Origin of the sequence: Enterobacter sp. BWH64, from assembly GCF_001037645.1 — a bacterium.
Lineage (GTDB): Bacteria > Pseudomonadota > Gammaproteobacteria > Enterobacterales > Enterobacteriaceae > Enterobacter > Enterobacter hormaechei_C.
On sequence record NZ_KQ089922.1, the window covers coordinates 1,743,251 to 1,766,158 of the forward strand.

The window sequence follows — 22,908 nt, forward strand, 5'->3', positions numbered from 1 at the left end:
CGGTTGACACCAGGGCGATGTGGGATTAGGTTAGCCGACGAAAATATAAATGATAATCATTATTACTGCTTTTATCATTTTAGGAGGATGATATGGATACGTCATTGGCTGAGGACCTTCAGCACACCGCGACCACGCTGCAATCAGACAGCTTTTTCTTTATGTCGCCCTATCGCAGTTTTACCACGTCAGGCTGTTTTGCCCGTTTTTCTGAACCCGCCGTCGGCGGTGACGATCCGGCGGGCCCCTTTCAGCAGAAATTAGCTCAGGCTTTCCAGAGTGCGAAAAACAGCGGCATTGCCCATCCGGTGATGGTAGGGGCGATCCCCTTCGATACCCGCAAACCGTCATCGCTGTTTATTCCGCAACGCTGGCAAACCTTCTCTCGCCCGGCGCGTCAGCAGTCCGCACGCTACGCCTCCGGCGCGCAGACGCTGAACGTGCAACAACGCACCGAGATCCCGCCGCAGCCGGTTTTCGAGGAGATGGTCGCCCGCGCCGCGTCGCTCACCGCCACGCCGCAGGTGAATAAGGTGGTGCTGTCGCGCCTGATTGATATCGCCACCGACAAACAGATTGATAGCAGCGCGCTGATGGAGCGTCTTATCGCCCAGAACCCGGCGAGCTTTAACTTCCACGTACCGCTGGAAGACGGCGGCGTGCTGCTGGGCGCCAGCCCGGAACTGCTGCTGCGTAAAGAGGGCGCGCACTTTAGCTCGCTGCCGCTGGCGGGCTCTGCGCGCCGTCAGCCGGACGATGTGCTGGATCGCGAAGCGGGCACTAAGCTGCTGGCCTCCGAAAAAGACCGTCACGAGCACGACCTGGTAACGCAGGCGATGAAAACCATTCTGGAACCGCGCAGCCATCATCTGACCATGCCGGCTTCCCCGCAGCTCATCACCACCCCGACGCTGTGGCATCTGGCGACGCCGGTAGAAGGTGACGCGCGTGAAAACGAGAACGCCCTGACGCTGGCCTGTCTGCTGCACCCGACGCCAGCGCTAAGCGGCTTCCCGCATCAGGCGGCAAAAGAGCTGATTGCCGAGCTGGAGCCGTTCGATCGTGAGCTGTTCGGCGGCATCGTCGGCTGGTGCGACAGCGAAGGTAACGGCGAGTGGGTGGTAACTATCCGCTGCGCGCGGCTGCATCAAAATACCGTTCGCCTGTTTGCCGGCGCGGGCATTGTGCCTGCTTCCTCCCCGGTGGGCGAGTGGCGCGAGACGGGGGTGAAGCTCTCCACCATGCTCAACGTGTTTGGTTTGCACTAAGGAATACTCATGACCATCCCTTTTACCCGCTGGCCTGAGGATTTTGCCCGCCGCTACCGTGAAAAAGGCTACTGGCAGGATCTGCCGCTGACCCACATCCTGACGGACCATGCGGACAACGATGCGGTCGCGATAATTGACGGCGATCGCCGCATCACCTACCGCGCGTTTAATCAGGCGGTGACGAATCTGGCGTCTGTCCTTCAGGCGCAGGGGCTGCATCGCGGTGAGACAGCGCTGGTGCAGCTCGGCAACGTGGCCGAGTTCTACATCACCTTCTTCGCGCTGCTGCAAATCGGCGTCGCACCGGTCAACGCGCTCTTTAGCCATCAGCGCAGCGAACTCAACGCCTACGCGGAGCAGATCAAACCCGCCGTGCTGATTGCCGACCGCGACCACACGCTGTTCGCGGGTGATGATTTTCTCAATACCTTTGTGGATGCGCATCGCTCGGTACGCGTTGTGCTGCTACGCGGCGATAAGGGCGAACACGCGCTGGAGGCGGCGATTGCACGCCCGGCGGACAATTTCATCCCGAACCCGACGCCCGCCGACGAAGTGGCGTTCTTCCAGCTCTCCGGCGGCAGCACCGGCACGCCGAAGCTGATCCCGCGTACGCACAACGACTACGACTACAGCATCCGTCGCAGCAACGAAATCTGCGGTATCACTGCGCACACCCGCTATCTGAACGCGCTTCCCGCGGCGCATAACTACGCCATGAGCTCGCCGGGATCGTTAGGCGTTTTCACGGCGGGCGGCTGCGTGGTGCTGGCTAACGATCCGAGCGCCACGCTCTGCTTCCCGCTGATTGAGCAGCATCAGATAAACGTCACCTCACTGGTGCCGCCCGCGGTCAGCCTGTGGTTGCAGGCGATTGCCGACGGCGCGGGGAACGCCCAGCTGAAATCCCTCGAACTGCTCCAGGTAGGCGGCGCACGTCTCTCCGCCACGCTTGCGGCACGTATTCCGGCGGAAATTGGCTGCCAGCTTCAGCAGGTGTTTGGCATGGCGGAAGGGCTGGTGAACTACACCGCCCTCGACGATGCGCCGGAGCGCATCATCAATACCCAGGGCCGCCCGATGTGCCCGGACGATGAAGTGTGGGTGGCGGACGAGGACGGCAACCCGCTGCCGCGCGGGGAAGTCGGGCGTCTGATGACGCGCGGCCCTTACACCTTCCGCGGCTATTTCAATAGCCCGGAACACAACGCCAGCGCCTTTGATGCCAACGGTTTCTACTGCTCGGGCGATCTGATCGCCATTGATGAGCAGGGTTACATCACCGTGCAGGGGCGCGAGAAAGATCAGATCAACCGCGGTGGCGAGAAGATCGCCGCCGAAGAGATCGAAAACCTGCTGCTGCGCCACGACGCGGTGATCCACGCCGCGCTGGTGAGCATGGAGGACAGCCTGCTGGGCGAAAAAAGCTGCGCGTACCTGGTGGTGAAACAGCCCCTGCGCGCGGTGGAGGTGCGCCGCTTCCTGCGCGAGCAGGGCGTCGCCGAATTTAAGCTGCCGGACCGCGTGGAGAGCGTGGATGCGCTTCCGCTCACGCCGGTCGGCAAAGTTGATAAGAAACAGTTGCGCCTGTGGCTTGCTGAACGCGCCCGGGGCTGAGGAACAGAGAATGGCCATTCCAAAATTAACCGCATACGCGCTGCCAACCGCCGCCGAACTGCCGACCAGTAAAGTGAACTGGGCGTTTGAACCGGAGCGCGCCGCGCTGCTGATCCACGATATGCAGGAGTACTTCCTGAACTTCTGGGGCGAAAATAGCGACATGATGCAGCAGGTAGTGGCGAACATCGCTAAACTGCGCGCGTACTGCAAAGAGCACAATATTCCGGTGTACTACACCGCGCAGCCGAAAGATCAGAGCGATGAAGACCGCGCCCTGCTGAACGATATGTGGGGGCCGGGCCTGACTCGCTCGCCGGAGCAGCAGCGCATCGTCGCTGAGCTGACCCCGGACGAAGCGGACACCGTGCTGGTGAAGTGGCGCTACAGCGCGTTTCACCGCTCGCCGCTGGAGCAGATGCTTAAAGAGACCGGGCGCAACCAGCTTTTGATCACCGGCGTGTACGCCCACATCGGCTGCATGACCACCGCCACCGACGCCTTTATGCGCGACATCAAACCGTTCTTTATCGCCGACGCGCTGGCGGATTTCACCCGCGACGAGCACCTGATGTCGCTGAAATACGTGGCAGGACGTTCGGGCCGCGTGGTGATGACCGACGAGCTGCTGCCGTCCGTTCCGACAACGAAAGCCGCGCTGCGTGAGCTGATCCTGCCGCTGCTGGACGAGTCCGACGAGCCGATGGATGACGAAAACCTGATCGACTACGGTCTGGATTCAGTGAGGATGATGGCGCTGGCCGCCCGCTGGCGCAAAGTGCACGGCGACATTGATTTCGTGATGCTGGCAAAAAATCCGACCCTCGATGCCTGGTGGGCGCTGCTCTCCCGCGAGGTGAAGTGATGGCTTTTGATTTCACCGGTAAAACGGTCTGGGTGACGGGCGCGGGTAAGGGCATTGGTTATGCGACCGCGCTGGCATTTGTGGAGGCCGGGGCGCAGGTGACCGGGTTCGATCTGGCTTTCCCTCACGGCGAATATCCGTTTGCCACCGAAACGCTGGACGTGGCGGATGCGGCGCAGGCGAGTGACGTCTGCGGGCATTTGCTCAGCAGCCTTGAGCGGCTCGATGTGCTGGTTAACGCGGCGGGCATTCTGCGTATGGGCGCGACGGATCAGCTCTCGCAGGAGGACTGGCAGCAGACCTTTGCGGTCAACGTCGGCGGCGCGTTCAACCTGTTCCAGCAGACGATGGGCCAGTTCCGTCATCAGCAGGGGGGGGCGATTGTGACGGTGGCCTCTGACGCGGCGCACACGCCGCGCATCGGCATGAGCGCCTACGGCGCGTCGAAAGCGGCGCTGAAAAGCCTGGCGCTGACCGTCGGGCTGGAACTGGCGGGCAGCGGCGTACGCTGTAACCTGGTGTCGCCGGGTTCAACGGATACCGACATGCAGCGCACCCTGTGGACCAGCGATGATGCGGAACAGCGGCGCATTCGCGGCTTTGGCGAGCAGTTCAAGCTCGGCATTCCGCTCGGTAAAATTGCCCGTCCACAGGAGATTGCTGCGACCGTGCTGTTCCTGGCATCCGATGCCGCCAGCCATATCACCTTGCAGGATATCGTGGTGGACGGCGGCTCCACGCTGGGGGCGTAATGATCTGGAAACGTCATTTAACGCTCGAGGAGCTGAACGCCACTAGCCTGAATACGATGGTGGGGCACCTTGGCATCGTCTATACCCGCCTCGGGGACGATACGCTGGAAGCGGAGATGCCGGTGGATGCCCGCACCCACCAGCCGTTTGGCCTGCTGCATGGCGGCGCCTCGGCGGCGCTGGCGGAAACGCTGGGCTCAATGGCCGGTTTTCTGATGACCCGTGACGGGCAGAACGTGGTGGGCACGGAACTGAATGCCACGCACCACCGCGCGGTCTCTCACGGTAAGGTACGCGGCGTGTGTCAGCCGCTGCATCTGGGCCGTTCCAGCCAGAGCTGGGAGATCGTGGTGTTCGACGAGCAGGGGCGGCGGTGCTGTACCTGTCGGTTGAGTACGATGGTGTTGGGGTAAGTCATTCAGCTGAAAGTGATCGGCTTAACACTGTGGTGTAAATCTCTGGTTTGACCACGCATTATTGCGTTTCAAAGTTGTTAAATTTTATCCGTTGTTCTAGAAACAAAATGTAACATCTCACTGTTTCACAACAACGGACAACAACTATGAACAACTCAGGGAAATACCTTACGTGGGCGGTGCTCTCCGTGGTGGGAGCCTTTGCCCTGGGCTATATCGCCCTCAACCGGGGGGAGCAGATCAACGCGCTGTGGATCGTCGTCGCCTCCGTCTGCATTTATCTGATCGCATACCGTTTTTATGGCCGCTATATCGCGAAGACGGTACTGGGCGTAGACGGTACGCGCATGACGCCGGCCGTGCGTCATAACGACGGGCTGGACTACGTGCCGACCGATAAAAAAGTGCTGTTCGGTCACCATTTCGCGGCGATTGCCGGGGCAGGCCCGCTGGTGGGGCCGGTACTGGCCGCGCAGATGGGCTACCTGCCAGGGATGATCTGGATCCTCGCGGGGGTGGTGCTGGCGGGCGCGGTGCAGGACTTCATGGTGCTGTTCGTCTCCACCCGCCGCGACGGTCGTTCACTGGGTGAGCTGGTGAAAGAGGAGATGGGCGCAACCGCCGGGGTGATTGCGCTGGTGGCGACCTTTATGATCATGGTGATCATCCTCGCGGTGCTGGCGATGATCGTGGTGAAAGCCTTGACCCACAGCCCGTGGGGAACCTATACCGTCGCCTTCACCATTCCGCTGGCGCTGTTTATGGGGATCTATATCCGCTATCTGCGTCCGGGGCGCATTGGTGAAGTTTCAGTTATTGGCCTGGTGTTCCTGGTGTTTGCCATTATCTCCGGCGGCTGGGTAGCGGAAAGCCCGACCTGGGCGCCGTTCTTCGACTTCACCGGCGTGCAGCTGACCTGGATGCTGGTGGGCTATGGCTTTGTGGCGGCGGTGCTGCCGGTGTGGCTGCTGCTGGCCCCGCGTGACTACCTCTCCACCTTCCTGAAAATCGGCACCATCGTCGGGCTGGCGATCGGCATTCTGATTATGCGCCCGACTCTGACCATGCCTGCGCTGACCAAATTTATTGACGGCACCGGCCCGGTCTGGACCGGCAACCTGTTCCCGTTCCTGTTTATCACCATCGCCTGTGGGGCGGTGTCGGGCTTCCACGCGCTGATTGCCTCCGGGACCACGCCGAAGATGCTGGCGAATGAAAATCAGGCCTGCCTGATTGGCTACGGCGGCATGCTGATGGAATCCTTCGTGGCGATTATGGCGCTGGTTTCGGCCTGTATTATTGACCCGGGCGTTTACTTTGCGATGAACAGCCCAATGGCGGTACTGGCCCCGGCCGGCACCGTTGACGTGGTTGCCTCTGCCGCGCAGGTGGTCAGCGGCTGGGGCTTTGCGATTACCCCTGAAACGTTGACGCATATCGCTAATGAGGTCGGCGAGCAGTCGATTATCTCTCGTGCAGGCGGGGCACCAACGCTGGCGGTGGGCATGGCCTACATTCTGCACGGCGCGCTGGGCGGGCTGATGGATGTCTCGTTCTGGTATCACTTCGCCATTCTGTTCGAGGCGCTGTTTATTCTGACGGCGGTGGATGCCGGTACGCGTGCGGCGCGCTTTATGTTGCAGGATCTGCTGGGGGTGATCTCCCCGAACCTGAAGCGTACCGATTCACTCCCGGCTAACCTGCTGGCGACGGCGCTGTGCGTGCTGGCGTGGGGCTACTTCCTGCATCAGGGCGTGGTCGATCCGCTCGGCGGGATTAACACCCTGTGGCCGCTGTTCGGGATCGCCAACCAGATGCTGGCGGGCATGGCCCTGATGCTCTGTGCCGTAGTCCTGTTCAAGATGAAGCGCCAGCGTTACGCATGGGTGGCGCTGGTGCCAACGGCGTGGCTGCTGATCTGTACCCTGACCGCGGGCTGGCAGAAAGCCTTCAGCCCGGACAATAAGGTGGGCTTCCTGGCGATCGCCAACAAGTTCCAGGCGATGATCGACAGCGGTAAGATCCCGGCACAGTACACCGAATCTCAACTGTCGCAGCTGGTGTTTAACAACCGTCTGGACGCCGGGCTGACCATCTTCTTTATGGTGGTGGTTGTGGTGCTGGCGTTGTATTCTCTGAAAACCGCGCTGGCGGCTTTGAAAGTCGACAAACCGACGGCGAAAGAGACGCCGTATGAGCCAATGCCTGAGAACCTGGACGAGATTGTCACCCAGGCGAAAGGGGCGCATTAACCCGTGTGCCGGGTGGCGGCTTCGCCTTACCCGGCCTACATTTCCTGTGAGATCAGAACTATGTTCGACACCCTTTCCAAAGCAGGTAAATACCTGGGCCAGGCCGCTAAAATGATGATTGGCGTGCCGGATTACGACAACTACGTCGAGCATATGCGCGTCAACCACCCGGACCAGACGCCCATGACCTACGAAGAATTTTTCCGCGACCGTCAGGACGCCCGCTACGGCGGCAAGGGCGGGGCGAAGTGCTGTTAACCCTCTTTTGGTAAATAGAGGCTGATCTGCTCCTGTTTACAGCCGTAAATTGCCGCCAGCTTTTCGCGGGTGCGCTTTTGCGGTCGGGAGTCCAGCGCTTCCAGCTGTGACACGGCGGACTGGCTGATGCCAAGCTTCTCCGCCACCTCCTGCTGGGACATGCCGCGTAAAATGCGCCAGGCGGCCTGTAGGCTGACGTTCTCGTTATGCATGACGTCGCACACTTCCCCCGGTAAACCTACGTTATCGTAGATATCTGATTCATAAGGGATGTCTTCCCAGTCGCTTTCATCCTCATCGTCATACTCAAGCGTGGCTAAACGCATGCGAAAATATTCACTATAAGGAATGACAACATACTGTTTTTTCCCTTCTTTATCCTTTATGAACTGAACAGTCATATTCCGTATGCTCCTCATGAAGGTAGGTGGTTGTTGTCCGGCGTTTAACCGCCACTACGTAGCAGATATCACCCGGCGGATCCCCGAAGGTGTAAATTACCCTGTAATCACCTAATCGCAGCCTGTAGTGGTTTTCGGGAGATGATAATTTCTTGATATCCGCGACAGGTGATGTTTTATCATCCATCTTCTCCAGCCTGAATTTAATGCGGTTCTGATATCGCGTATCGATTTTAGAAAATTGCTTCTCAGCGGTCTTTGACCAGACAATCTTCATCCGTACCTCCACTGTACGCCCACACAAATTATAAGGAAATAATAAGACTATTAGATAAATTCCGAATTTCTTATGGGTTACTGTAGAGCGGAGAAAAACCGCGAGAAAGCGGCAAACCGCGAATCGTCGAGGCGGCTCGAACAGGCCTCTGCCGGGCGACAGAGGCATACAGTAAATTTGCGATCAGGCGTTCAGACCGCCGTCGACATCCAGACCGGTGCCGGAAATTTGCCCCGCAGCCGGGCTGGCGAGGAAGGTGACCGCCGCTGCGATATCCTCCGGCTGGCCGTAATGGCCCAGGGCAATAAGCTGACGCTGAGAGTCAGCCTGCTCGCCGTCTTCCGGGTTCATATCGCTGTTGGTCGGGCCGGGGTGGACCAGGTTGACGGTAATGCCGCGCGGGCCTAAATCGCGGGCCAGACCTCGGGTGAGGGAGTTAAGGGCAGACTTGGTCATCGAGTAGACGGCGATCCCCGGCTGTGCCACGCGGTTCGCCAGACAGCTACCGATGTTGATGATGCGTCCGCCGTCAGACATATGCACCAGCGCTTCCTGAATGGCGATCACCACGCCGCGGATGTTGACGTTGATCAGAGCGTCGATGTCCGCCAGGGTCATGGACTCCAGCGGGCCGCCGCGCGCAATCCCGGCGTTATTGACCAGAATATCCAGCCCGCCGAGGGAGCGCGCCGCCTGCGTGACCGCATCCTGAATCGCCTGCGCGCTGGCGCTGTCGGCCTGAATCGCCTCGCCGTGTCGCCCCAGCGCGTTGATCTCATCGACAACCTGCTGGGCTTTATCGACGGATTTTTCGTAGGTGATAACCACATCGGCACCGGCGCGTGCCAGCGACAGCGCAATCGCCCGACCCAGCCCACGACTGGCGCCAGTAACCAGCGCCTTTTTACCTGTTAAATCGATCTGCATGATGACCTCGTTGCAAGAGTGGAGAGAATCATCATTAGGTATAGCCCGTCGGCGCGATTAACGGCTGAAGGATTCCACCTTCGCAAACGCGGCGCGCAGAACCTCAGGCGTTAACGTCACCGGCAGATAGTGAATCGACTCCACCGGGCGCAGGGTGTGGGCAATGACCTTATCCAGCTCGTCGCGGTTGTGAATATCGACGTCCAGCTCGCGAAGCGTGGTCGGCAGATTGAAGCGCTGGTACGCCGCCACCAGCTGCGCCAGCACGTCGTCCTGACCGAGCAGGGCGCTCTGCACCAGAATGCCGTAGGCCACCTTGGTGCCGTGCAGGTATTTTTCCGTCTGCGGCAGCACGGTTAAGCCGTTGTGCACCGCGTGCGCCGCCGCCACGCGGGTATAGCGCTCACCCAGACCGCCGACCATTCCGCCTCCGGCAATAATCGCATCCACCACGTCCCGGAACGCCAGCGTCTGTTCGCCGCGCTGCTGATCCGCAAGCGCCTCTTCGCTGCGTTCCAGCAGCACGTCACGGATCGCCAGCGCACCGTTCAGGCCAAGACGCACGGTCAGCGGCAGACTCTCAGGTTGAGGGGCGAGCACCGCCGCTTCGTACCACTTCGCCAGCGTATCGCCGATGCCCGCCAGCAGATATTCCGCCGGGGCGTTAAGGATGATCTGCGGCTCCACCAGCACCAGAAAGTTGGCGTCGTCAAAAATCTCAAACTGTAGCGCCTGACCGGCATCGTTGTACCAGACGGAGAGCGGGGTCCACGCCGCGCAGGTGGCGGCGATAGTGGGAATGCCTACGAACGGCACGCCCAGACGACGCGCCACGGCCTTGACGGTATCCATTACCGCACCGCCGCCCACGCCAATCACCACGCTGGTTTCACTACCCGACTCGTTCACCAGATGGGTGACGTCACGCTCGCTGCAATGGCCCTTAAACAGCAGATGTTTTGCCCCCGTCGCGTTAAAACTCTGCGGCAGATAAGGGCGTGCGCCCTCGATTGCCCGCTCGCCGTAGATCCACACCGCGCGGGAAAGCTGTTCCGGAGTAAAGAAATCATCCAGGTGGGCAAGGCTTCCCGGATGAGAGAAGTAGTTCGCCGGGCCGGGCACGACGCGGATATCGGTGTTGCTCATGAAGTTGTCCTTTTTTAGCAAGCGCTAACCCGATGTTATGTCTGGACATCCGGATGGCTAATAATATTTTGCTTTAACTTATGCCTTTTACGTCGTTGTCAGTCAACAAGAGCTGTGAAAAATTCGCTAAATCAGAAGAGTAATGAAGGATTTACGCGGATGGTTTCCAGTCGCCTTGAGATGCGCGGTATCAGCCTGGCCTTTTCCGGCTTTCAGGCCCTGTCGCGCGTGGATTTCACCCTGAACGGCGGGTCGGTGCATGCGCTGACCGGCGCCAACGGCGCGGGGAAATCGACGCTGATGGCGGTGCTGTGCGGGACGCACGATCGTTATGAAGGCGAAATTTGCATTAACAACCAGCCGGTAAGTATCCGCGAGCCGCTGGACGCCAAACGGCTGGGTATCCACCTTGTGCAGCAGGAGGTGGATGTTGCGCTCATTCCCGGGTTAAGCATTGCCGAAAACATCATGCTCGACCAGCTGGCGCATCCGGGGCATCGCTACAGCTGGCGCGACATCCGCCAGCAGGCGCGGCAGGCGCTGGCGCAGCTGGATGTTTCGCTCGACGTACGCCGCTCCATCGACAGTTGCACGCTGGCTGAAAAACAGCAGATTTTGCTGGCGCGGGCGCTCTCGCACCACTGCCGTTTTCTCATCCTTGATGAGCCCACCGCGCCGCTGGACGCGCACGAGAGTGAGCGTCTGTTTGCGGTAGTAAGACGTCTGCAACAGCAGGGTATCGGCGTGGTGTTTATCTCTCACCGCATTCACGAGCTGAAGGCCATCTGCGACACCCTGACTGTGCTGCGCGACGGCAGGCTGATTGAGTCCGGCCCGATGGCGGATCTGAGCGGCGAAGCGATTGTTGAGAAGATGCTCGGCCACGAGCTGAGCGATATCTATCCGCCCCCGCGCCCGCCGCACGGTGAGGAGACGCTGCTGCGGGTGGAAGGGCTGCACGACGATGCGCTGCTGAAAGATATCTCCCTGCACCTGCGCAAAGGTGAAATCCTCGGCATTGCCGGGCTGGCGGGGGCGGGGAAAACGGAACTCTGCAAGGCGCTGTTTGGCGCCAGCAAAAGCCGCGTCGCGCGCGGCGAGCTGAACCATCAGGCCTGGAAACCGCGCGATCCGGCAGACTCGGTACTGCGCGGTCTGGCGCTGGTGCCGGAGGAGCGGCGCAAAGAGGGCATTTTTATCGACGAGCCGGTGAGCATGAACCTTGCCGTGTGCGCCGATAACAGCTTCTCGCGCTGGAGCCTGTTTGGTCATCGTCAGGCGTGGCGCTGGGCAGAAGAGGTGATTGCCCGCGTCGGCGTGCGCACGCGCGGGCCGGGGCAGGTGCTGCGACGCTTATCCGGCGGTAACCAGCAGAAGGTCGCCATCGGCAAATGGCTGCGCAATGACGCCAGCGTGCTGATATTCGACGAGCCGACCAAAGGCGTGGACGTGAAGGCCAAAACCGATCTGTTTCAGCTGATCGACGGCCTGGCGCGCGAGGGCAAAGGGGTGATTTACGCCTCGGGCGAGTTTGCCGAACTGGTCGGGCTGTGCGACCGCATCTGCGTACTGTGGGACGGGCGCATCGTGGCGGAAATCGCCGGGGCCGAGGCCCGGGAAGAGACACTACTTTATTATTCAACCGGAGGAACGGCGTCGTGAGCAAGGCCCTTTCAGTGAACGCGGCGGCGTCTGGCCGTCAGCAGATTTTCGATTTTCTCTACAGGTGGGGCATGCTGTTGACCGTCGTCGCGCTGGTGGCGGTGTTTGGCCTGGCGTCGGACAGCTTCCTCGATCCGAACAACATCATCAACATTCTGCGCTCGATTGCCATCGTGAAGGTGATTGCCATCGGCGTCTCGATTTCGCTGACCGTCGGCGGGTTCGATCTCTCGGTGGGGTCAACCGCGTCGCTGGCGAACGCGCTGGTGATTTCGCTTTTCGTCTGGCACGGCTTCGGCACCACCGAGTCGATTCTGCTTACCCTTGCGCTCTGCACGCTGGTCGGCCTGTTTAACGCCTTTCTGATCGTCATCCTGCGCATTCCGGACATGCTCGCGACCCTTGCCAGCCTGTTTGTCATCCAGGGCGTGGCGATGACCTACAGCTACGGCGGGTCGATTACCGAGAACATGGTGCTGCCGAGCGGCGACATGGCGGAAGGGACCATTCCGGCGGCGTTCAGCCTGCTGGGGCAGGTGCCGACCATTGTGATCGTCATGCTGGTGGTGACGATTCTGGCGCAGCTTGGCCTGTCGCTGACCACCCACGGACGCCGGATGTACGCCATTGGCGGCAACCCGGAAGCCGCGCGCCTTTCCGGCATTCGCACCACGCGCTACAAGGTGGCGGCCTACGTGATCGCCTCGCTGCTGGCGGGACTGGGTGGAATTTTGCTGGCTTCGCGTATCGGTTCATCGCAGGTGAATGCGGGGGGCGGCTACCTGATGGATGCGGTGGCGGCGGCGTGGATCGGGTTCTCGCTGGCCGGGTCCGGCAAGCCGAACGCGCTGGGCACGCTGGTGGGGGCGGTGATCCTCGGCGTGCTGTCGAACGGGCTGGTGATGCTCTCCGTGCCGTATTACGCCATGGACATTATAAAAGGGCTGGTGCTCGCGATGGCACTGGCGATTACTTACATACAAAAACGCTGACAACACAACGGGATAATAAATGAAAAAGATTGCGCTCTCTTTGGTAGCTCTTGGATTACTCACTTCTTTGCCGGGCCTGGCGGCTACCCCCGCGCCGGTTCCGGCCGCCATTGCCAGCCATGACGGCCCCATTCGCATTGCGGTGATCCGCAACCTGGGCTCGGACGACAACACCACGCAGTTTGTTGCCGGGGCGATTCAGGAAGGGAAAAAGCTCGGCTTTAAGGTCAGCACGTTTTTAAGTAACGGGGACGACGCCAGATTCCAGGATTTCGTGAACCAGGCCATCAGCCAGAAATACGACGGGATTATTCTCTCTCAGGGGCGCGATCCGTACTCCACCGCGCTGGTAAAGAAGGCGGTGGATGCCGGGATTAAAGTTTCGGTGTTTGATACCGCCGTGAACGGCGAGATCCCGGGCGTAACCGTTACCCAGCAGGACGATGCCTCCCTGACCAACCTCTCTTTTGGTCAACTGGCGAAAGATTTCAACGGCAAGGCCAATATCGTCAAGCTGTGGGTCGCGGGCTTCCCGCCGATGGAGCGCCGTCAGGCGGCGTATAAAGAACTGCAAAAGCAGTATCCGGAGATTAAAGAGCTGGAGTCCATCGGCGCGGTCTCCTCTGACGTGCAGGGCGACACCGCCAACAAGGTGGGGGCGATCCTCGCGAAATACCCGAAAGGTAAAATCGACGCCATCTGGGGGACCTGGGATGCCTTCAGCCAGGGCGCGTATAAGGCGCTGAAAGAGAACGGCCGCACCGAGATCAAGCTCTACAGCATCGACATCTCCAACCAGGATCTCCAGCTGATGCGCGAGCCGGGTAGCCCGTGGAAGGTGAGCGTGGCGGTAGATCCGAAGCTGATTGGCGCGACCAACGTACGCCTGATCGCCAATAAGATTGCCGGAGAAGCGACGCCTGCCACCTACGATTTCAAGGCGGCGGCTATTCCGCAGGCGCTGCTGACCGCCCAGCCGGGCGCGGTGAACGTGGCGTCTCTGGGGAAAATCATTCCAGGCTGGGGCCAGACGGAAGATTTTATCGCGCCGTGGTTTGCGACGCTTGCCGCTAAAAACAAGTAAACCAAGCCGGGTGGCGGCTGCGCCTTACCCGGCCTACATTTCGCACCCGTAGGCCCGGTAAGCGTAGCGCCACCGGGCGTAAGAAGCATAAGGTGTCTCAATTACCCCCTCCCGAATACAGCCGCAATATGCGGCTGATTGGCCATAGCGACCAGGGCGGTCGTCCGGACGGTGTACAGCTGATGGTGCACCGTGGTTTCGCCTATATCGGTCATATGGTGTCGCAGGGCTTTTCCATTGTTGACGTGCGCGATCCGAAAAAACCAAAAGCCGCAGGTTACGTGCCCGCGCCGCCGGGTACCTGGAACGTACACCTCCAGGCGCACGACGATCTGCTGCTGGTGATTAACGCCCGGGATCTGTTTGCCGATGCGCGTTTTGCCGATGAGAAGGTCTACTACACCCGCCAGGTGGGGGAGACCGTCAGCGACGTGCAGGATAAAGGCTGGAGCGCCGGGCTTCGCGTCTTTGATATCTCCACGCCGGACGCGCCGCGCGAAATCGGCTTTCTGTCGCTGAGTGGCATCGGCATTCACCGCATCTGGTACGTCGGCGGCCGCTGGGCCTACGTTTCAGCGCTGATCGACGGCTTTACCGATTACATTTTCCTGACTATCGATCTGGCGGACCCGCGTAAGCCTGAAGTCGCGGGGCGCTGGTGGCTGCCCGGGATGAACCAGGCCGAAGGTGAGAAGCCGGGCTGGCCGGAAGGCAAACGCTACGCCCTGCACCATGCGATTATTGCCGGCGACACCGCGTATGGCAGCTGGCGTGACGGCGGCCTGACGCTGCTGGACGTGAAGGACCGCACCCGGCCTAAGCTCATTAGCCACCGTAACTGGAGCCCGCCGTTTGGCGGTGGGACGCACACCGCGCTGCCGCTGCCGGACCGCGACCTGCTGGTGGTGCTGGACGAAGCGGTGCTCGACAATCAGGAAGACGGCGAAAAGCTGATCTGGCTGTTTGATATCCGCGAGCCGTCGAACCCGGTCAGCATCTCGACCTTCCCGCAGCCGGATGAAACCGACTACGTGGCGAAAGGGGCGCATTTCGGCCCGCACAACCTGCACGAAAACCGGCCGGGGAGCTTCGTCAGCTCAACGCTAATTTTTGCGACGTATCAGAACGCGGGCGTGCGCGCGTATGACATTTCCAATCCGTATCGCCCGGTAGAAACGGGAGCGCTGGTGCCCGCGGCGCCGGAGAGGATGATGGATACGCGGCCCAACCGCCCGCAGGTGATCCAGTCGTGCGACGTGTTTGTGGATGCGCAGGGGATTATTTACAGCACGGATTATAACGGCGGGTTGTCGGTGATTGAGTATTTGGGGTGAGTGCGGTTTGATGCCCTCACCCCGGCCCTCTCCCACAGGGAGAGGGAGAAAATCAGCTGTACTGCCGCACCCGTGCCAGCAGCTCTTCCGCGCTGTCGATGCGGTCGGCAATGACAATCAGCGCTTTACCGAGGGATATTGCATGGCGGAGGCATTCGTGGCGCATGGCTTCATCCTGGATGGTATCGATATCCGCCACGTGTGAAAGCCCGACGCTGCGGCGAATCAGCTCGGTGCCGCAGAACCCGATGGCGTCATGCCAGACCTTTTTCAGGAACGCGGAGGCATAGCCCGGCGCGCTGAGTGCGGCGTCGCGGGCTTTCTCGTTTGCCAGCGCCTGGAAGCGCTCCGCGAAGGTGTTCCACAGTTCCTGAATATCGTTCAGGCGCTGCTCGCGCGCGGCGGCGGCATCGCGAATGCCGAGGTGCCCAGGCAGGCCGCAGAAGTTCAGCAGCAGGTTGCCGATGGCGGTGCCAACGTCAAAGCCAATCGGCCCAAAATAGCCGAACTCAGCGTCGATGGCCTTCAGGCTGCCGTCGGCCACAAAAATCGAACCGCTGTGAATGTCTCCGTGCAGCAGGGCTTCGGCGTGCGAGAAAAAGCGGTGCTTGAGGGAGGCCACGGCGATTTTAAGCTGGGCGTCGTCGCGCAGGGCGGCAACGTCGTTTTCCAGCTCGGCCGGGTAGCTGTTGCGCGCGTGGATCTGGTACGGATCGTTAAAGAACAGATCTTCGGTGATCTCGCACATCTCCGGGTTGATGAATTTCGCTACCCGCGCTTTTTTATCGTGCGGATGCAGATAAAAATCGCTGGTGTGGAACAGGGTGTGAGCCAGATATTCCCCCAGCTGACGCGCCGCCTGGGGGTAGTAAATGTTGTTAATCAGCTCGCCGCGCCAGATGCGATGGCTGGAGAGATCTTCCATCACCATCACCGCCAGTTCCGGGTCAAAGTGGTGGATTTTCACCGTGTGCTGCGGGCTGTGCTGGTAATGCTCGACCAGGGTTTGCGCTTCAAGACGGGCACGATCCAGCGTCAGCGGCCAGGATTCGCCGACGCAGCGTACATAGGGCAGCGCCTGCTTAACGACGATGCGGCTCACGCCCGCGCGGTCGAAAATTTTAAAGACCAGGTTGAGGTTGCCGTCGCCGATTTCCTGCGCCTCTACCAGCGATGAAGGATCGTCAAGTCCGCCAAACTGCCTGGCATACTCCACGGCGTCCTGAGCGGTAAAGGTACGGTATTGCGACATGGCCTGCTCCTCAGTTTTGCTAATTAAGACATGTAGACGTCTATACATCTGGATTTCATCCTGACACAATGTGCTACAACAACGCAACAGGGAATTAACGACATGCAGACATTACAGACGACCAGCCTGCGGGTGGCGGATAATCAGCTCTTTATTCTCGACCAGCAGGCGCTTCCACAGGAGAAACGCTGGCTGGATGCCTCGACGGTCGAGGCGCTGGTCGGGCACATCCACGCCCTGCGGGTGCGCGGCGCGCCGCTGATTGGACTCTCTGCAAGCCTGCTGCTGGCGCTGTTAGCGGAAAGCGGCAAAAGCCGCGACGAGCTGGCGGTGGCGCTGGAAACCCTGCGCGCCTCCCGCCCGACGGCGGTGAACCTGATGAATAACCTCGATCGCATGAAGATTGCGCTGTGGCAGGAAGATTATATTCCGGCGCTGGTGGCTGAAGCGCTGCGGCTGATTGACGAAGACAAACGGCTCTGTGACGCTATTGCCAGTGCGGGCAGCGCGCTGGTGAAGCCCGGCAGCCGTCTGCTGACCCACTGCAACACCGGCGGGCTGGCGACGGCGGGCGTCGGTACCGCGCTGGGGGTGATTGCTCGCGCGCATCAGGAAGGCAAGGTAAGCAACGTCTGGGTGGATGAAACCCGTCCGCTATTGCAGGGCGGCAGGCTGACCGCGTGGGAACTCGGCGAGCTGGGCGTACCGTATCAGCTGATTACCGACTCCATGGCCGCCAGCCTGATGGCAAAAGGGCAGGTGGACGCCGTGTGGGTGGGTGCAGACCGCATTGCCGCCAACGGCGACGTGGCGAACAAAATCGGCACCTATTCCCTGGCGGTGCTGGCGAAGTTTCACGGCATTCCGTTCTACGTCGCTGCCCCGCAAACGACCCTCGACCCGGACTGCCCGAACGGTGACGCAATCCCGATTGAGCAGCGCGCGGCCAGTGAAGTGACGGGCGTGGCGGGGAGCTTTGGCGCGGTGCAGTGGGCGCCGCAAGAGGCGCAGGTCTATAACCCGGCGTTTGACGTCACCCCCGCCTCGCTGATTAGCGGCTGGGTGCTGGATACAGGCGTGGTCACACCGGACGAGGTAGCGAAAGGGAAATTTGCCTGAGTCCGGCTATCCTTTAAGGGCGTTCCCTGAGAGGACAACATCGTGACGCTCGATCCTGACACAGACTTAAAACTGGAGCGCGTGGTGGATGCACCGCGCGACCTCGGCGATTGCGCGTCATCCGACGAAGGAGATCCGCGAGCAACATGAGCAGATGGGCTTCCACGAAGCATGGGGCATGGTGCTGGATCATCTGGTGGGGTATGTTAAGGGGCTTAACGCGTAGTGCGCGCGGGTGCCCTCACCCCAACCCTCTCCCACAGGGAGAGGGGGCTAACCGTGCCTGTTCAGACTATGCCAGGCGTGGGTATGCATCCGCAATCGCATCCCCGGTAAACTGTGCGACCCAACCCTCCGGGTTATCGAAAATACGAATCGCCGTAAAGTTCGGCTCTGAGCCCATATCAAACCAGTGCGGCGTGCCCGCGGGAACGGAAATCAGGTCGTTTTTCTCGCACAGCACCTGATACACCTCATCGCCAATATGCAGGCAGAACAGCCCGGCACCTTCCACGAAAAAGCGCACTTCGTCTTCGCCGTGGGTGTGTTCGTTCAGAAACTTCGCGCGCAGCGCCTCTTTCTGCGGATTGTCGGCGCGCAGGCTAATCACGTCCCAGCTCTGGTAACCTTTCTCTGCCACCAGCTTGTCGATCGCATGCTGATACGCTTCGATCACGGCTTCGGGCGCAGGATCGTGGCCTAAATCGCGGTCAGCTGCCCAGCGTTCAAACCGCACGCCTTTCGCGTTGAGCTGTTGGGCAATCTCGGCGGCGTCGGCGCTGTGCCACTGGTGCTGACTGGCGTCTTTATCGGAATAAATGGTCAATGCGCTCATGAAGGGATTTGCTCCGGATTAATCTCGTCAAACTGGTGGATCTGATGATGATGGCTTGCGCCGTCATCTTCACCGCGAATCAGTTGCAGGGTGCGAAAACCCGCCTGCTCAGCTGCGTCCAGCTCCTGATGAATATCCGACAGAAACAGGATCTGCGACGGGGCAATGCCCGTTTGCGCCGCAATATTTTGATAAGACTGCACCTCGCGCTTGGCGCCAATGTGGGTATCAAAATAGCCGCTGAACAGATGAGTAATATCACCTTCGTCGCTGTAGCCAAATAACAGTTTCTGCGCGGTGACGGAGCCAGAGGAATAAACATAGAGATCAATCCCTTGCGCCTTCCATTTTTCCAGCGCGGGCAGTACGTCAGGATAGAGGTGTCCGGTAAAGTCACCGTTGACGTAACCGTCCTGCCAGATGATGCCTTGCAGGGCTTTGAGCGCCGTCGATTTGCGGTCTTCATCCATAAAGGTAAACAGTACGTTGATGAGATCGCTGACGCTGGCATGCGGAGCGCTGATTTCATCGCGCAGGTTGTCCAGAATCGATTTGACCGGCTCGGCGTACTGCTGCGCGGTCACAAAGGCCGCCAGCCGCTCACGCGCGTAGGGGAACAAAACATCATGGACAAAACGGATATCGCTGGTGGTCCCTTCAATATCCGTCACAATCGCGCGAATCATACTCTCTCCCATTGTCGTAAACGCATTTCGCATTCAAATAAGAATTCTAACCCTTCCAGATGACGGCGGGCTTCGGCCACGTCGCGTCCCCAGCAGGTTAAGCCATGACCGCGCAGAAGAAAACCATAATTAAGCGGGCGTTCCTGCGCGTAATGGGCGATGCGCGAGGCGAGGGCGTCGATGTCCTGGTCGTTATCAAACACCGGGATGGCCACCGTATCCTGGTGCGTGGTCTGCCCGGTAAGGGATTTTTGCATCTCGAAACCGGTGATCTTCAGCTCGGCCTCGTTGACCAGACGCGACAGCACCGTGGCATTGACAGTGTGAACGTGCAGGACGGCGTTAGCCTCGGGAAACAGGCGATAGATGAGGGTATGCAGCCCGGTCTCTGCCGACGGTTTAAGGCCAGACGGCGCACGGTTGGTGGCGATTTCAACCTGTAGAAAATCGGCGGTGGTCAGGCTGCCTTTATCTTTTCCGGATTCGCTCAGCCAGCACAGGTGTTCATCCTGACGCACGGACATATTGCCGCCGGTAGCGGGCGCCCAGCCTTTAGCGCCAATCCAGCGGCAGGCCTCGACCAGGTGTGTGAGTTGCAGGTTGTCTGTCATTTCCTTTTACCCTCTCGGTCAGGAATATTTATATCGTTTAGACGTCTAAGCGTCTTGATTGCCAAAGACTAACATCGTGTTATAGTGTCAGCAACATAAGTATTACAGGCAGGCACACTACAATGAGCAATAACCCGTTGATCCCGCAGAGTAAACTTCCAAATCTCGGCACGACGATTTTTACCCAGATGAGCGCCCTGGCGCAGCAGCACAACGCCATTAACCTCTCACAAGGTTTCCCGGATTTTGACGGGCCGAAATATTTGCAGGAGCGTCTGGCGTACCACGTGGCGCAGGGAGCCAACCAGTACGCGCCGATGACCGGCGTGCAGGCGTTGCGTGAAGCCATTGCGGATAAAACGGCTGAGCTGTATGGCTATAAACCTGATGCGAACAGCGATATCACGGTAACCGCAGGGGCGACCGAAGCGCTGTATGCGGCGATAACCGCCCTGGTGCGTACGGGCGATGAGGTGATTTGTTTTGACCCGAGCTACGATAGCTACGCCCCGGCGATTGAACTGGCCGGCGGCGTAGTGAAACGCGTGGCGCTCCAGCCGCCGCATTTTCGTCCGGACTGGCAGGCGTTTGCCGCGCTGCTGAGCGATAAAACCCGGCTGGTGATCCTGAATACGCCGCACAACCCATCGGCGACGGTGTGGCAGAAGAGCGATTTTGTCGCCCTGTGGCAGGCCATCGCCGAACGTGAAATCTATGTTCTGAGCGACGAGGTGTATGAGCATATCTGCTTCGCCGAAGAGGGGCATGCCAGCGTGCTGGCGCATCCGCAGCTTCGTGAGCGTGCAATCGCGGTATCGTCATTTGGCAAAACCTACCATATGACCGGCTGGAAGGTCGGGTACTGCGTGGCGCCCGCCGCCATCAGCGCTGAGCTGCGTAAAGTGCATCAGTATCTGACGTTTGCGGTGAACACACCCGCTCAGCTGGCGCTGGCGGATATGCTGCGCAGCGAACCCGGACACTACCGCGAGCTACCGGATTTCTACCGTGCGCGTCGGGATCGGTTTGTGGCTGCGTTGAGCAAAAGCCGTCTGGAGATTTTACCCTGTGAAGGGACCTATTTCCTGCTGGCCGACTACAGCGCGATTTCCGATCTGGACGACGTGAGTTTCTGCCAGTGGCTGACGAAAGAGGTGGGCGTGGCGGCCATTCCGCTGTCGGTGTTCTGCGCCGATCCCTTCCCGCATAAGCTGATCCGACTTTGCTTTGCGAAGCAGGAATCGACGCTGCTGGCAGCGGCAGCGCGGTTAAACGCGCTCTGACTATTTCACCGTCCAGGCTTCAGAAAAACGACGGTCTGCGAAGAGTTCGAGCAGACCGTTGATCTGCTTCAGACGCAGTACTTCATCGCTGTCCATACCCAACTCCTGGCCAATTTTCTGCTCACTCCAGCCCATAAGCACCAGCTCGCGCACGATTTCTGACATGGCGTTGATCTGGTGGCGTCCGCGCGCGCGGTTGTGGCGAATGGTCGCCGCCATGCGGTCGAACTTTTCCTGCCGCGCTTTACGCAGGCAGGTGACAGGAAGGTAACCCTTAAGCTGGCGCTTCAGGGGCGCCCGGTTACTGCCGATATCATGGCGGTGAAAACCATCGACAATTTCGTAGTGCTGTGGCGCATTTTCCGTCACCACGATAGGCTGTGTGAATCCATCCAGCTCCAGTGACTTGCTGAGCAGCCGCTTTTCCGGTGGCGCGACGTTATTTGGGTTGTAATCGTTAGCGCTGATGTTTGTCTTTTTTATCCACAATACGCAATCGACGGGCTGATCGCGAAAAGGGCTGATTTCATGTAATGCCTGACGAAACGCATTAATAGCGGCTATTCGCTCTTCCTCAGAAAGTGCCTGAAGGTACGTTTCCATTTCGGTGATTATTCGTTGTTGCATAAAATCCCCCATTCCTTGCGTTTTGCTTTCACTCTGTCGCTGTAGCGCTGATAGTGTTTGGGCTTATTTGGGCTAAACGAAAGTGCCCGGCACCAATAGTCATTGTTGAGTAAAACCTTACAAATGCGTCGCCAGGAGGGGATATCTTTTGCACCAATGTCACCCTCCTGCGTATCGGGAATATCGTTCATGCCTCGCTTTTGATACCAGTGGAGATAAACCGCGATTTTATTGCGGTAATGTTCCGCCGTATTTTGCGGCATGCTGTCGAGTAGCAGCATGGCGTATTCGCGCCAGCCAAGATGGTCTGGTTTCAGGATCTTCCGGTGGCCATAAAAATGGTTATCGTGCCCGGCATAAATACCGCCGCTGCGCACCCCGCAGGCACGCTCACACATCGCCGCCCAGCGTTCGGGTTCAATGACATGATAGAGCCACAAGCCCTGACGCTGTTCCGGGCCAAACGGTTCGCAGATGCGCATATAACGCGGCGGCACCCCCGCCTTGTACATCAGGTCGTATAACGGGTTATAGCAACATTTTGATTTCGCGAACCACGTCCAGATGTCGGCGGTTTTCCAGTCGTACAGAGGGTAGATGTACCAGGTGTGCCCGCCCGGTGCGACGGTCGTCCAGGGTTTATCGTCAGAAAAGCGCTGCTTACGTGCCGACGCGATAGCCAGAAAGCGGTTGTAGGATTCATCGGCGCGGATCCCCACCATAACGGCGGCAGGACGTTTTTGCGCATACCATTCGGCAAACTCTCGCACGAAGACTTCAAACGTCATTCCCTGCTGATAAAAATCGAAATAGTGATAATCGGTAATGGCATCTTCCGGTGGCTGGCGAACCCAGTTTGTCCCGGGTTCCCAGCACTGCCATTCAGGTTGAAACTGTGACAGGGCGTTCTGGGTCGTGAGCGGAAGCGCTACCCACCAGAACTGATGGATAACATCCCGATACAGCGTTCTCATCGTGTCAACATGCTGAATGGTTGAGGAGAATTGCGCTTCCCAGTCCAGAAAGATGACATCTATTTTTCGCTTTAATTGCCGTGCTTGCTGGGCAACGAGATGCAGCATCACGGTAGAATCTTTTCCACCGGAAAAGGAAACGCATACCCTGGAGAAATTGTTTAGCGTCCAGTCTATGCGTTCCGCTGAAGCGTCTAAAACATTTTCCTGTAAAGGAATTTTATAGATCGACATGGTTAATCGCATCCTGCGTGTTAAATGTCTGGA

24 protein-coding genes are annotated in these 22,908 nt (G+C 59.3%); 14 read left to right on the forward strand and 10 right to left on the reverse strand.

Annotation, left to right across the window (positions count from 1 at the left end; all coding sequences use genetic code 11):
- The first annotated feature begins 92 nt into the window (after positions 1–92).
- The 7 genes from entC to SK50_RS08275 all read left to right on the forward strand — a co-directional run bounded on the left by entC (position 93) and on the right by SK50_RS08275 (position 7,431).
- Positions 93–1,268, forward strand: a complete 1,176-nt coding sequence (gene entC / locus SK50_RS08245; RefSeq protein ID WP_045344546.1) for an isochorismate synthase EntC — start codon at positions 93–95, stop codon at positions 1,266–1,268.
- 9 nt (positions 1,269–1,277) lie between these two features.
- Positions 1,278–2,888 carry a (2,3-dihydroxybenzoyl)adenylate synthase EntE gene (entE, locus tag SK50_RS08250; RefSeq protein WP_017382511.1) on the forward strand — a complete coding sequence of 537 codons (1,611 nt, stop codon included), beginning with the start codon at positions 1,278–1,280 and terminating at the stop codon, positions 2,886–2,888.
- Between the two features lie 10 nt (positions 2,889–2,898).
- Positions 2,899–3,753, forward strand: coding sequence for an isochorismatase (locus SK50_RS08255; RefSeq protein WP_015571175.1), 855 nt, complete (start codon positions 2,899–2,901; stop codon positions 3,751–3,753).
- The gene (gene entA / locus SK50_RS08260) at positions 3,753–4,505 is read left to right on the forward strand and encodes a 2,3-dihydro-2,3-dihydroxybenzoate dehydrogenase EntA (protein WP_045344545.1); all 753 of its coding nucleotides are present in this window, start codon (positions 3,753–3,755) and stop codon (positions 4,503–4,505) included. Before SK50_RS08255 ends, entA begins: the two co-directional genes overlap by 1 nt.
- Positions 4,505–4,918 (forward strand): proofreading thioesterase EntH, encoded by a 414-nt coding sequence (gene entH, locus SK50_RS08265; RefSeq protein WP_015571173.1) that lies wholly within the window; start codon positions 4,505–4,507, stop codon positions 4,916–4,918. The genes entA and entH overlap by 1 nt, the downstream gene beginning before the upstream one ends.
- Positions 4,919–5,067: 149 nt before the next feature.
- On the forward strand, positions 5,068–7,173 hold the full coding sequence (cstA, locus tag SK50_RS08270) for a pyruvate/proton symporter CstA (protein WP_015571172.1): 2,106 nt from the start codon (positions 5,068–5,070) through the stop codon (positions 7,171–7,173).
- A 60-nt stretch (positions 7,174–7,233) separates the two neighbouring features.
- Positions 7,234–7,431 (forward strand): YbdD/YjiX family protein, encoded by a 198-nt coding sequence (locus tag SK50_RS08275; RefSeq protein WP_006809671.1) that lies wholly within the window; start codon positions 7,234–7,236, stop codon positions 7,429–7,431.
- Here the strand turns inward: SK50_RS08275 and SK50_RS08280 are convergent.
- The 4 genes from SK50_RS08280 to SK50_RS08295 all read right to left on the reverse strand — a co-directional run bounded on the left by SK50_RS08280 (position 7,428) and on the right by SK50_RS08295 (position 10,182).
- A complete protein-coding gene (locus tag SK50_RS08280; RefSeq protein WP_017694334.1) occupies positions 7,428–7,832 on the reverse strand; it encodes a helix-turn-helix domain-containing protein in 405 nt (134 codons plus the stop codon). The two genes, SK50_RS08275 and SK50_RS08280, sit on opposite strands and share 4 nt — an antisense overlap.
- Positions 7,807–8,109: a type II toxin-antitoxin system RelE family toxin gene (locus SK50_RS08285; protein ID WP_015571170.1), complete on the reverse strand. Its 303-nt coding sequence runs from the start codon at positions 8,107–8,109 to the stop codon at positions 7,807–7,809. Before SK50_RS08285 ends, SK50_RS08280 begins: the two co-directional genes overlap by 26 nt.
- Before the next feature lie 183 nt (positions 8,110–8,292).
- Positions 8,293–9,036 (reverse strand): SDR family NAD(P)-dependent oxidoreductase, encoded by a 744-nt coding sequence (locus tag SK50_RS08290; protein ID WP_017382507.1) that lies wholly within the window; start codon positions 9,034–9,036, stop codon positions 8,293–8,295.
- A gap of 57 nt (positions 9,037–9,093) precedes the next feature.
- Positions 9,094–10,182, reverse strand: coding sequence for an oxidoreductase (locus tag SK50_RS08295; protein ID WP_047642353.1), 1,089 nt, complete (start codon positions 10,180–10,182; stop codon positions 9,094–9,096).
- A 159-nt stretch (positions 10,183–10,341) separates the two neighbouring features.
- Here SK50_RS08295 and SK50_RS08300 point away from each other — a divergent pair, with 159 nt between their 5' ends.
- The 4 genes from SK50_RS08300 to SK50_RS08315 all read left to right on the forward strand — a co-directional run bounded on the left by SK50_RS08300 (position 10,342) and on the right by SK50_RS08315 (position 15,254).
- Entirely contained in the window at positions 10,342–11,844 is a 1,503-nt protein-coding gene (locus SK50_RS08300; protein ID WP_015571168.1) for a sugar ABC transporter ATP-binding protein, read from the forward strand.
- Positions 11,841–12,836, forward strand: coding sequence for an ABC transporter permease (locus tag SK50_RS08305; RefSeq protein WP_048229303.1), 996 nt, complete (start codon positions 11,841–11,843; stop codon positions 12,834–12,836). The genes SK50_RS08300 and SK50_RS08305 overlap by 4 nt, the downstream gene beginning before the upstream one ends.
- 19 nt (positions 12,837–12,855) lie before the next feature.
- Positions 12,856–13,920 (forward strand): sugar ABC transporter substrate-binding protein, encoded by a 1,065-nt coding sequence (locus SK50_RS08310; protein ID WP_015571167.1) that lies wholly within the window; start codon positions 12,856–12,858, stop codon positions 13,918–13,920.
- 92 nt (positions 13,921–14,012) lie between these two features.
- Positions 14,013–15,254 (forward strand): LVIVD repeat-containing protein, encoded by a 1,242-nt coding sequence (locus tag SK50_RS08315; protein ID WP_045344543.1) that lies wholly within the window; start codon positions 14,013–14,015, stop codon positions 15,252–15,254.
- Between the two features lie 52 nt (positions 15,255–15,306).
- Here the strand turns inward: SK50_RS08315 and mtnK are convergent, their stop codons facing one another.
- On the reverse strand, positions 15,307–16,506 hold the full coding sequence (gene mtnK, locus SK50_RS08320; protein ID WP_045340913.1) for an S-methyl-5-thioribose kinase: 1,200 nt from the start codon (positions 16,504–16,506) through the stop codon (positions 15,307–15,309).
- A gap of 102 nt (positions 16,507–16,608) precedes the next feature.
- On the opposite strand from mtnK, the gene mtnA reads away from it, so the two are divergent.
- Together mtnA and SK50_RS23820 are read left to right on the forward strand one after the other, a co-directional pair.
- A complete protein-coding gene (gene mtnA / locus SK50_RS08325) occupies positions 16,609–17,625 on the forward strand; it encodes an S-methyl-5-thioribose-1-phosphate isomerase (protein WP_017382501.1) in 1,017 nt (338 codons plus the stop codon).
- A gap of 88 nt (positions 17,626–17,713) precedes the next feature.
- A complete protein-coding gene (locus tag SK50_RS23820; protein ID WP_226874315.1) occupies positions 17,714–17,851 on the forward strand; it encodes an SRPBCC family protein in 138 nt (45 codons plus the stop codon).
- Between the two features lie 66 nt (positions 17,852–17,917).
- Here the strand turns inward: SK50_RS23820 and SK50_RS08330 are convergent, their stop codons facing one another.
- The 3 genes from SK50_RS08330 to SK50_RS08340 are packed head-to-tail and all read right to left on the reverse strand — an operon-like array spanning position 17,918 to position 19,757.
- Positions 17,918–18,460 (reverse strand): 1,2-dihydroxy-3-keto-5-methylthiopentene dioxygenase, encoded by a 543-nt coding sequence (locus tag SK50_RS08330; protein WP_045344541.1) that lies wholly within the window; start codon positions 18,458–18,460, stop codon positions 17,918–17,920.
- Positions 18,457–19,146: an acireductone synthase gene (mtnC, locus tag SK50_RS08335; protein ID WP_032647663.1), complete on the reverse strand. Its 690-nt coding sequence runs from the start codon at positions 19,144–19,146 to the stop codon at positions 18,457–18,459. Before mtnC ends, SK50_RS08330 begins: the two co-directional genes overlap by 4 nt.
- Positions 19,143–19,757: a methylthioribulose 1-phosphate dehydratase gene (locus SK50_RS08340; RefSeq protein WP_048229305.1), complete on the reverse strand. Its 615-nt coding sequence runs from the start codon at positions 19,755–19,757 to the stop codon at positions 19,143–19,145. The genes mtnC and SK50_RS08340 overlap by 4 nt, the downstream gene beginning before the upstream one ends.
- 122 nt (positions 19,758–19,879) lie before the next feature.
- Here SK50_RS08340 and SK50_RS08345 point away from each other — a divergent pair, with 122 nt between their 5' ends.
- Positions 19,880–21,040 carry a pyridoxal phosphate-dependent aminotransferase gene (locus SK50_RS08345; protein ID WP_048229306.1) on the forward strand — a complete coding sequence of 387 codons (1,161 nt, stop codon included), beginning with the start codon at positions 19,880–19,882 and terminating at the stop codon, positions 21,038–21,040.
- Here SK50_RS08345 and SK50_RS08350 read toward each other — a convergent pair whose 3' ends face one another.
- Positions 21,041–21,667 (reverse strand): IbrB-like domain-containing protein, encoded by a 627-nt coding sequence (locus SK50_RS08350; RefSeq protein WP_017382492.1) that lies wholly within the window; start codon positions 21,665–21,667, stop codon positions 21,041–21,043. It abuts the gene before it with no gap.
- A complete protein-coding gene (locus SK50_RS08355) occupies positions 21,652–22,875 on the reverse strand; it encodes a phosphoadenosine phosphosulfate reductase (RefSeq protein WP_017382491.1) in 1,224 nt (407 codons plus the stop codon). Before SK50_RS08355 ends, SK50_RS08350 begins: the two co-directional genes overlap by 16 nt.
- Positions 22,876–22,908: the final 33 nt, after the last annotated feature.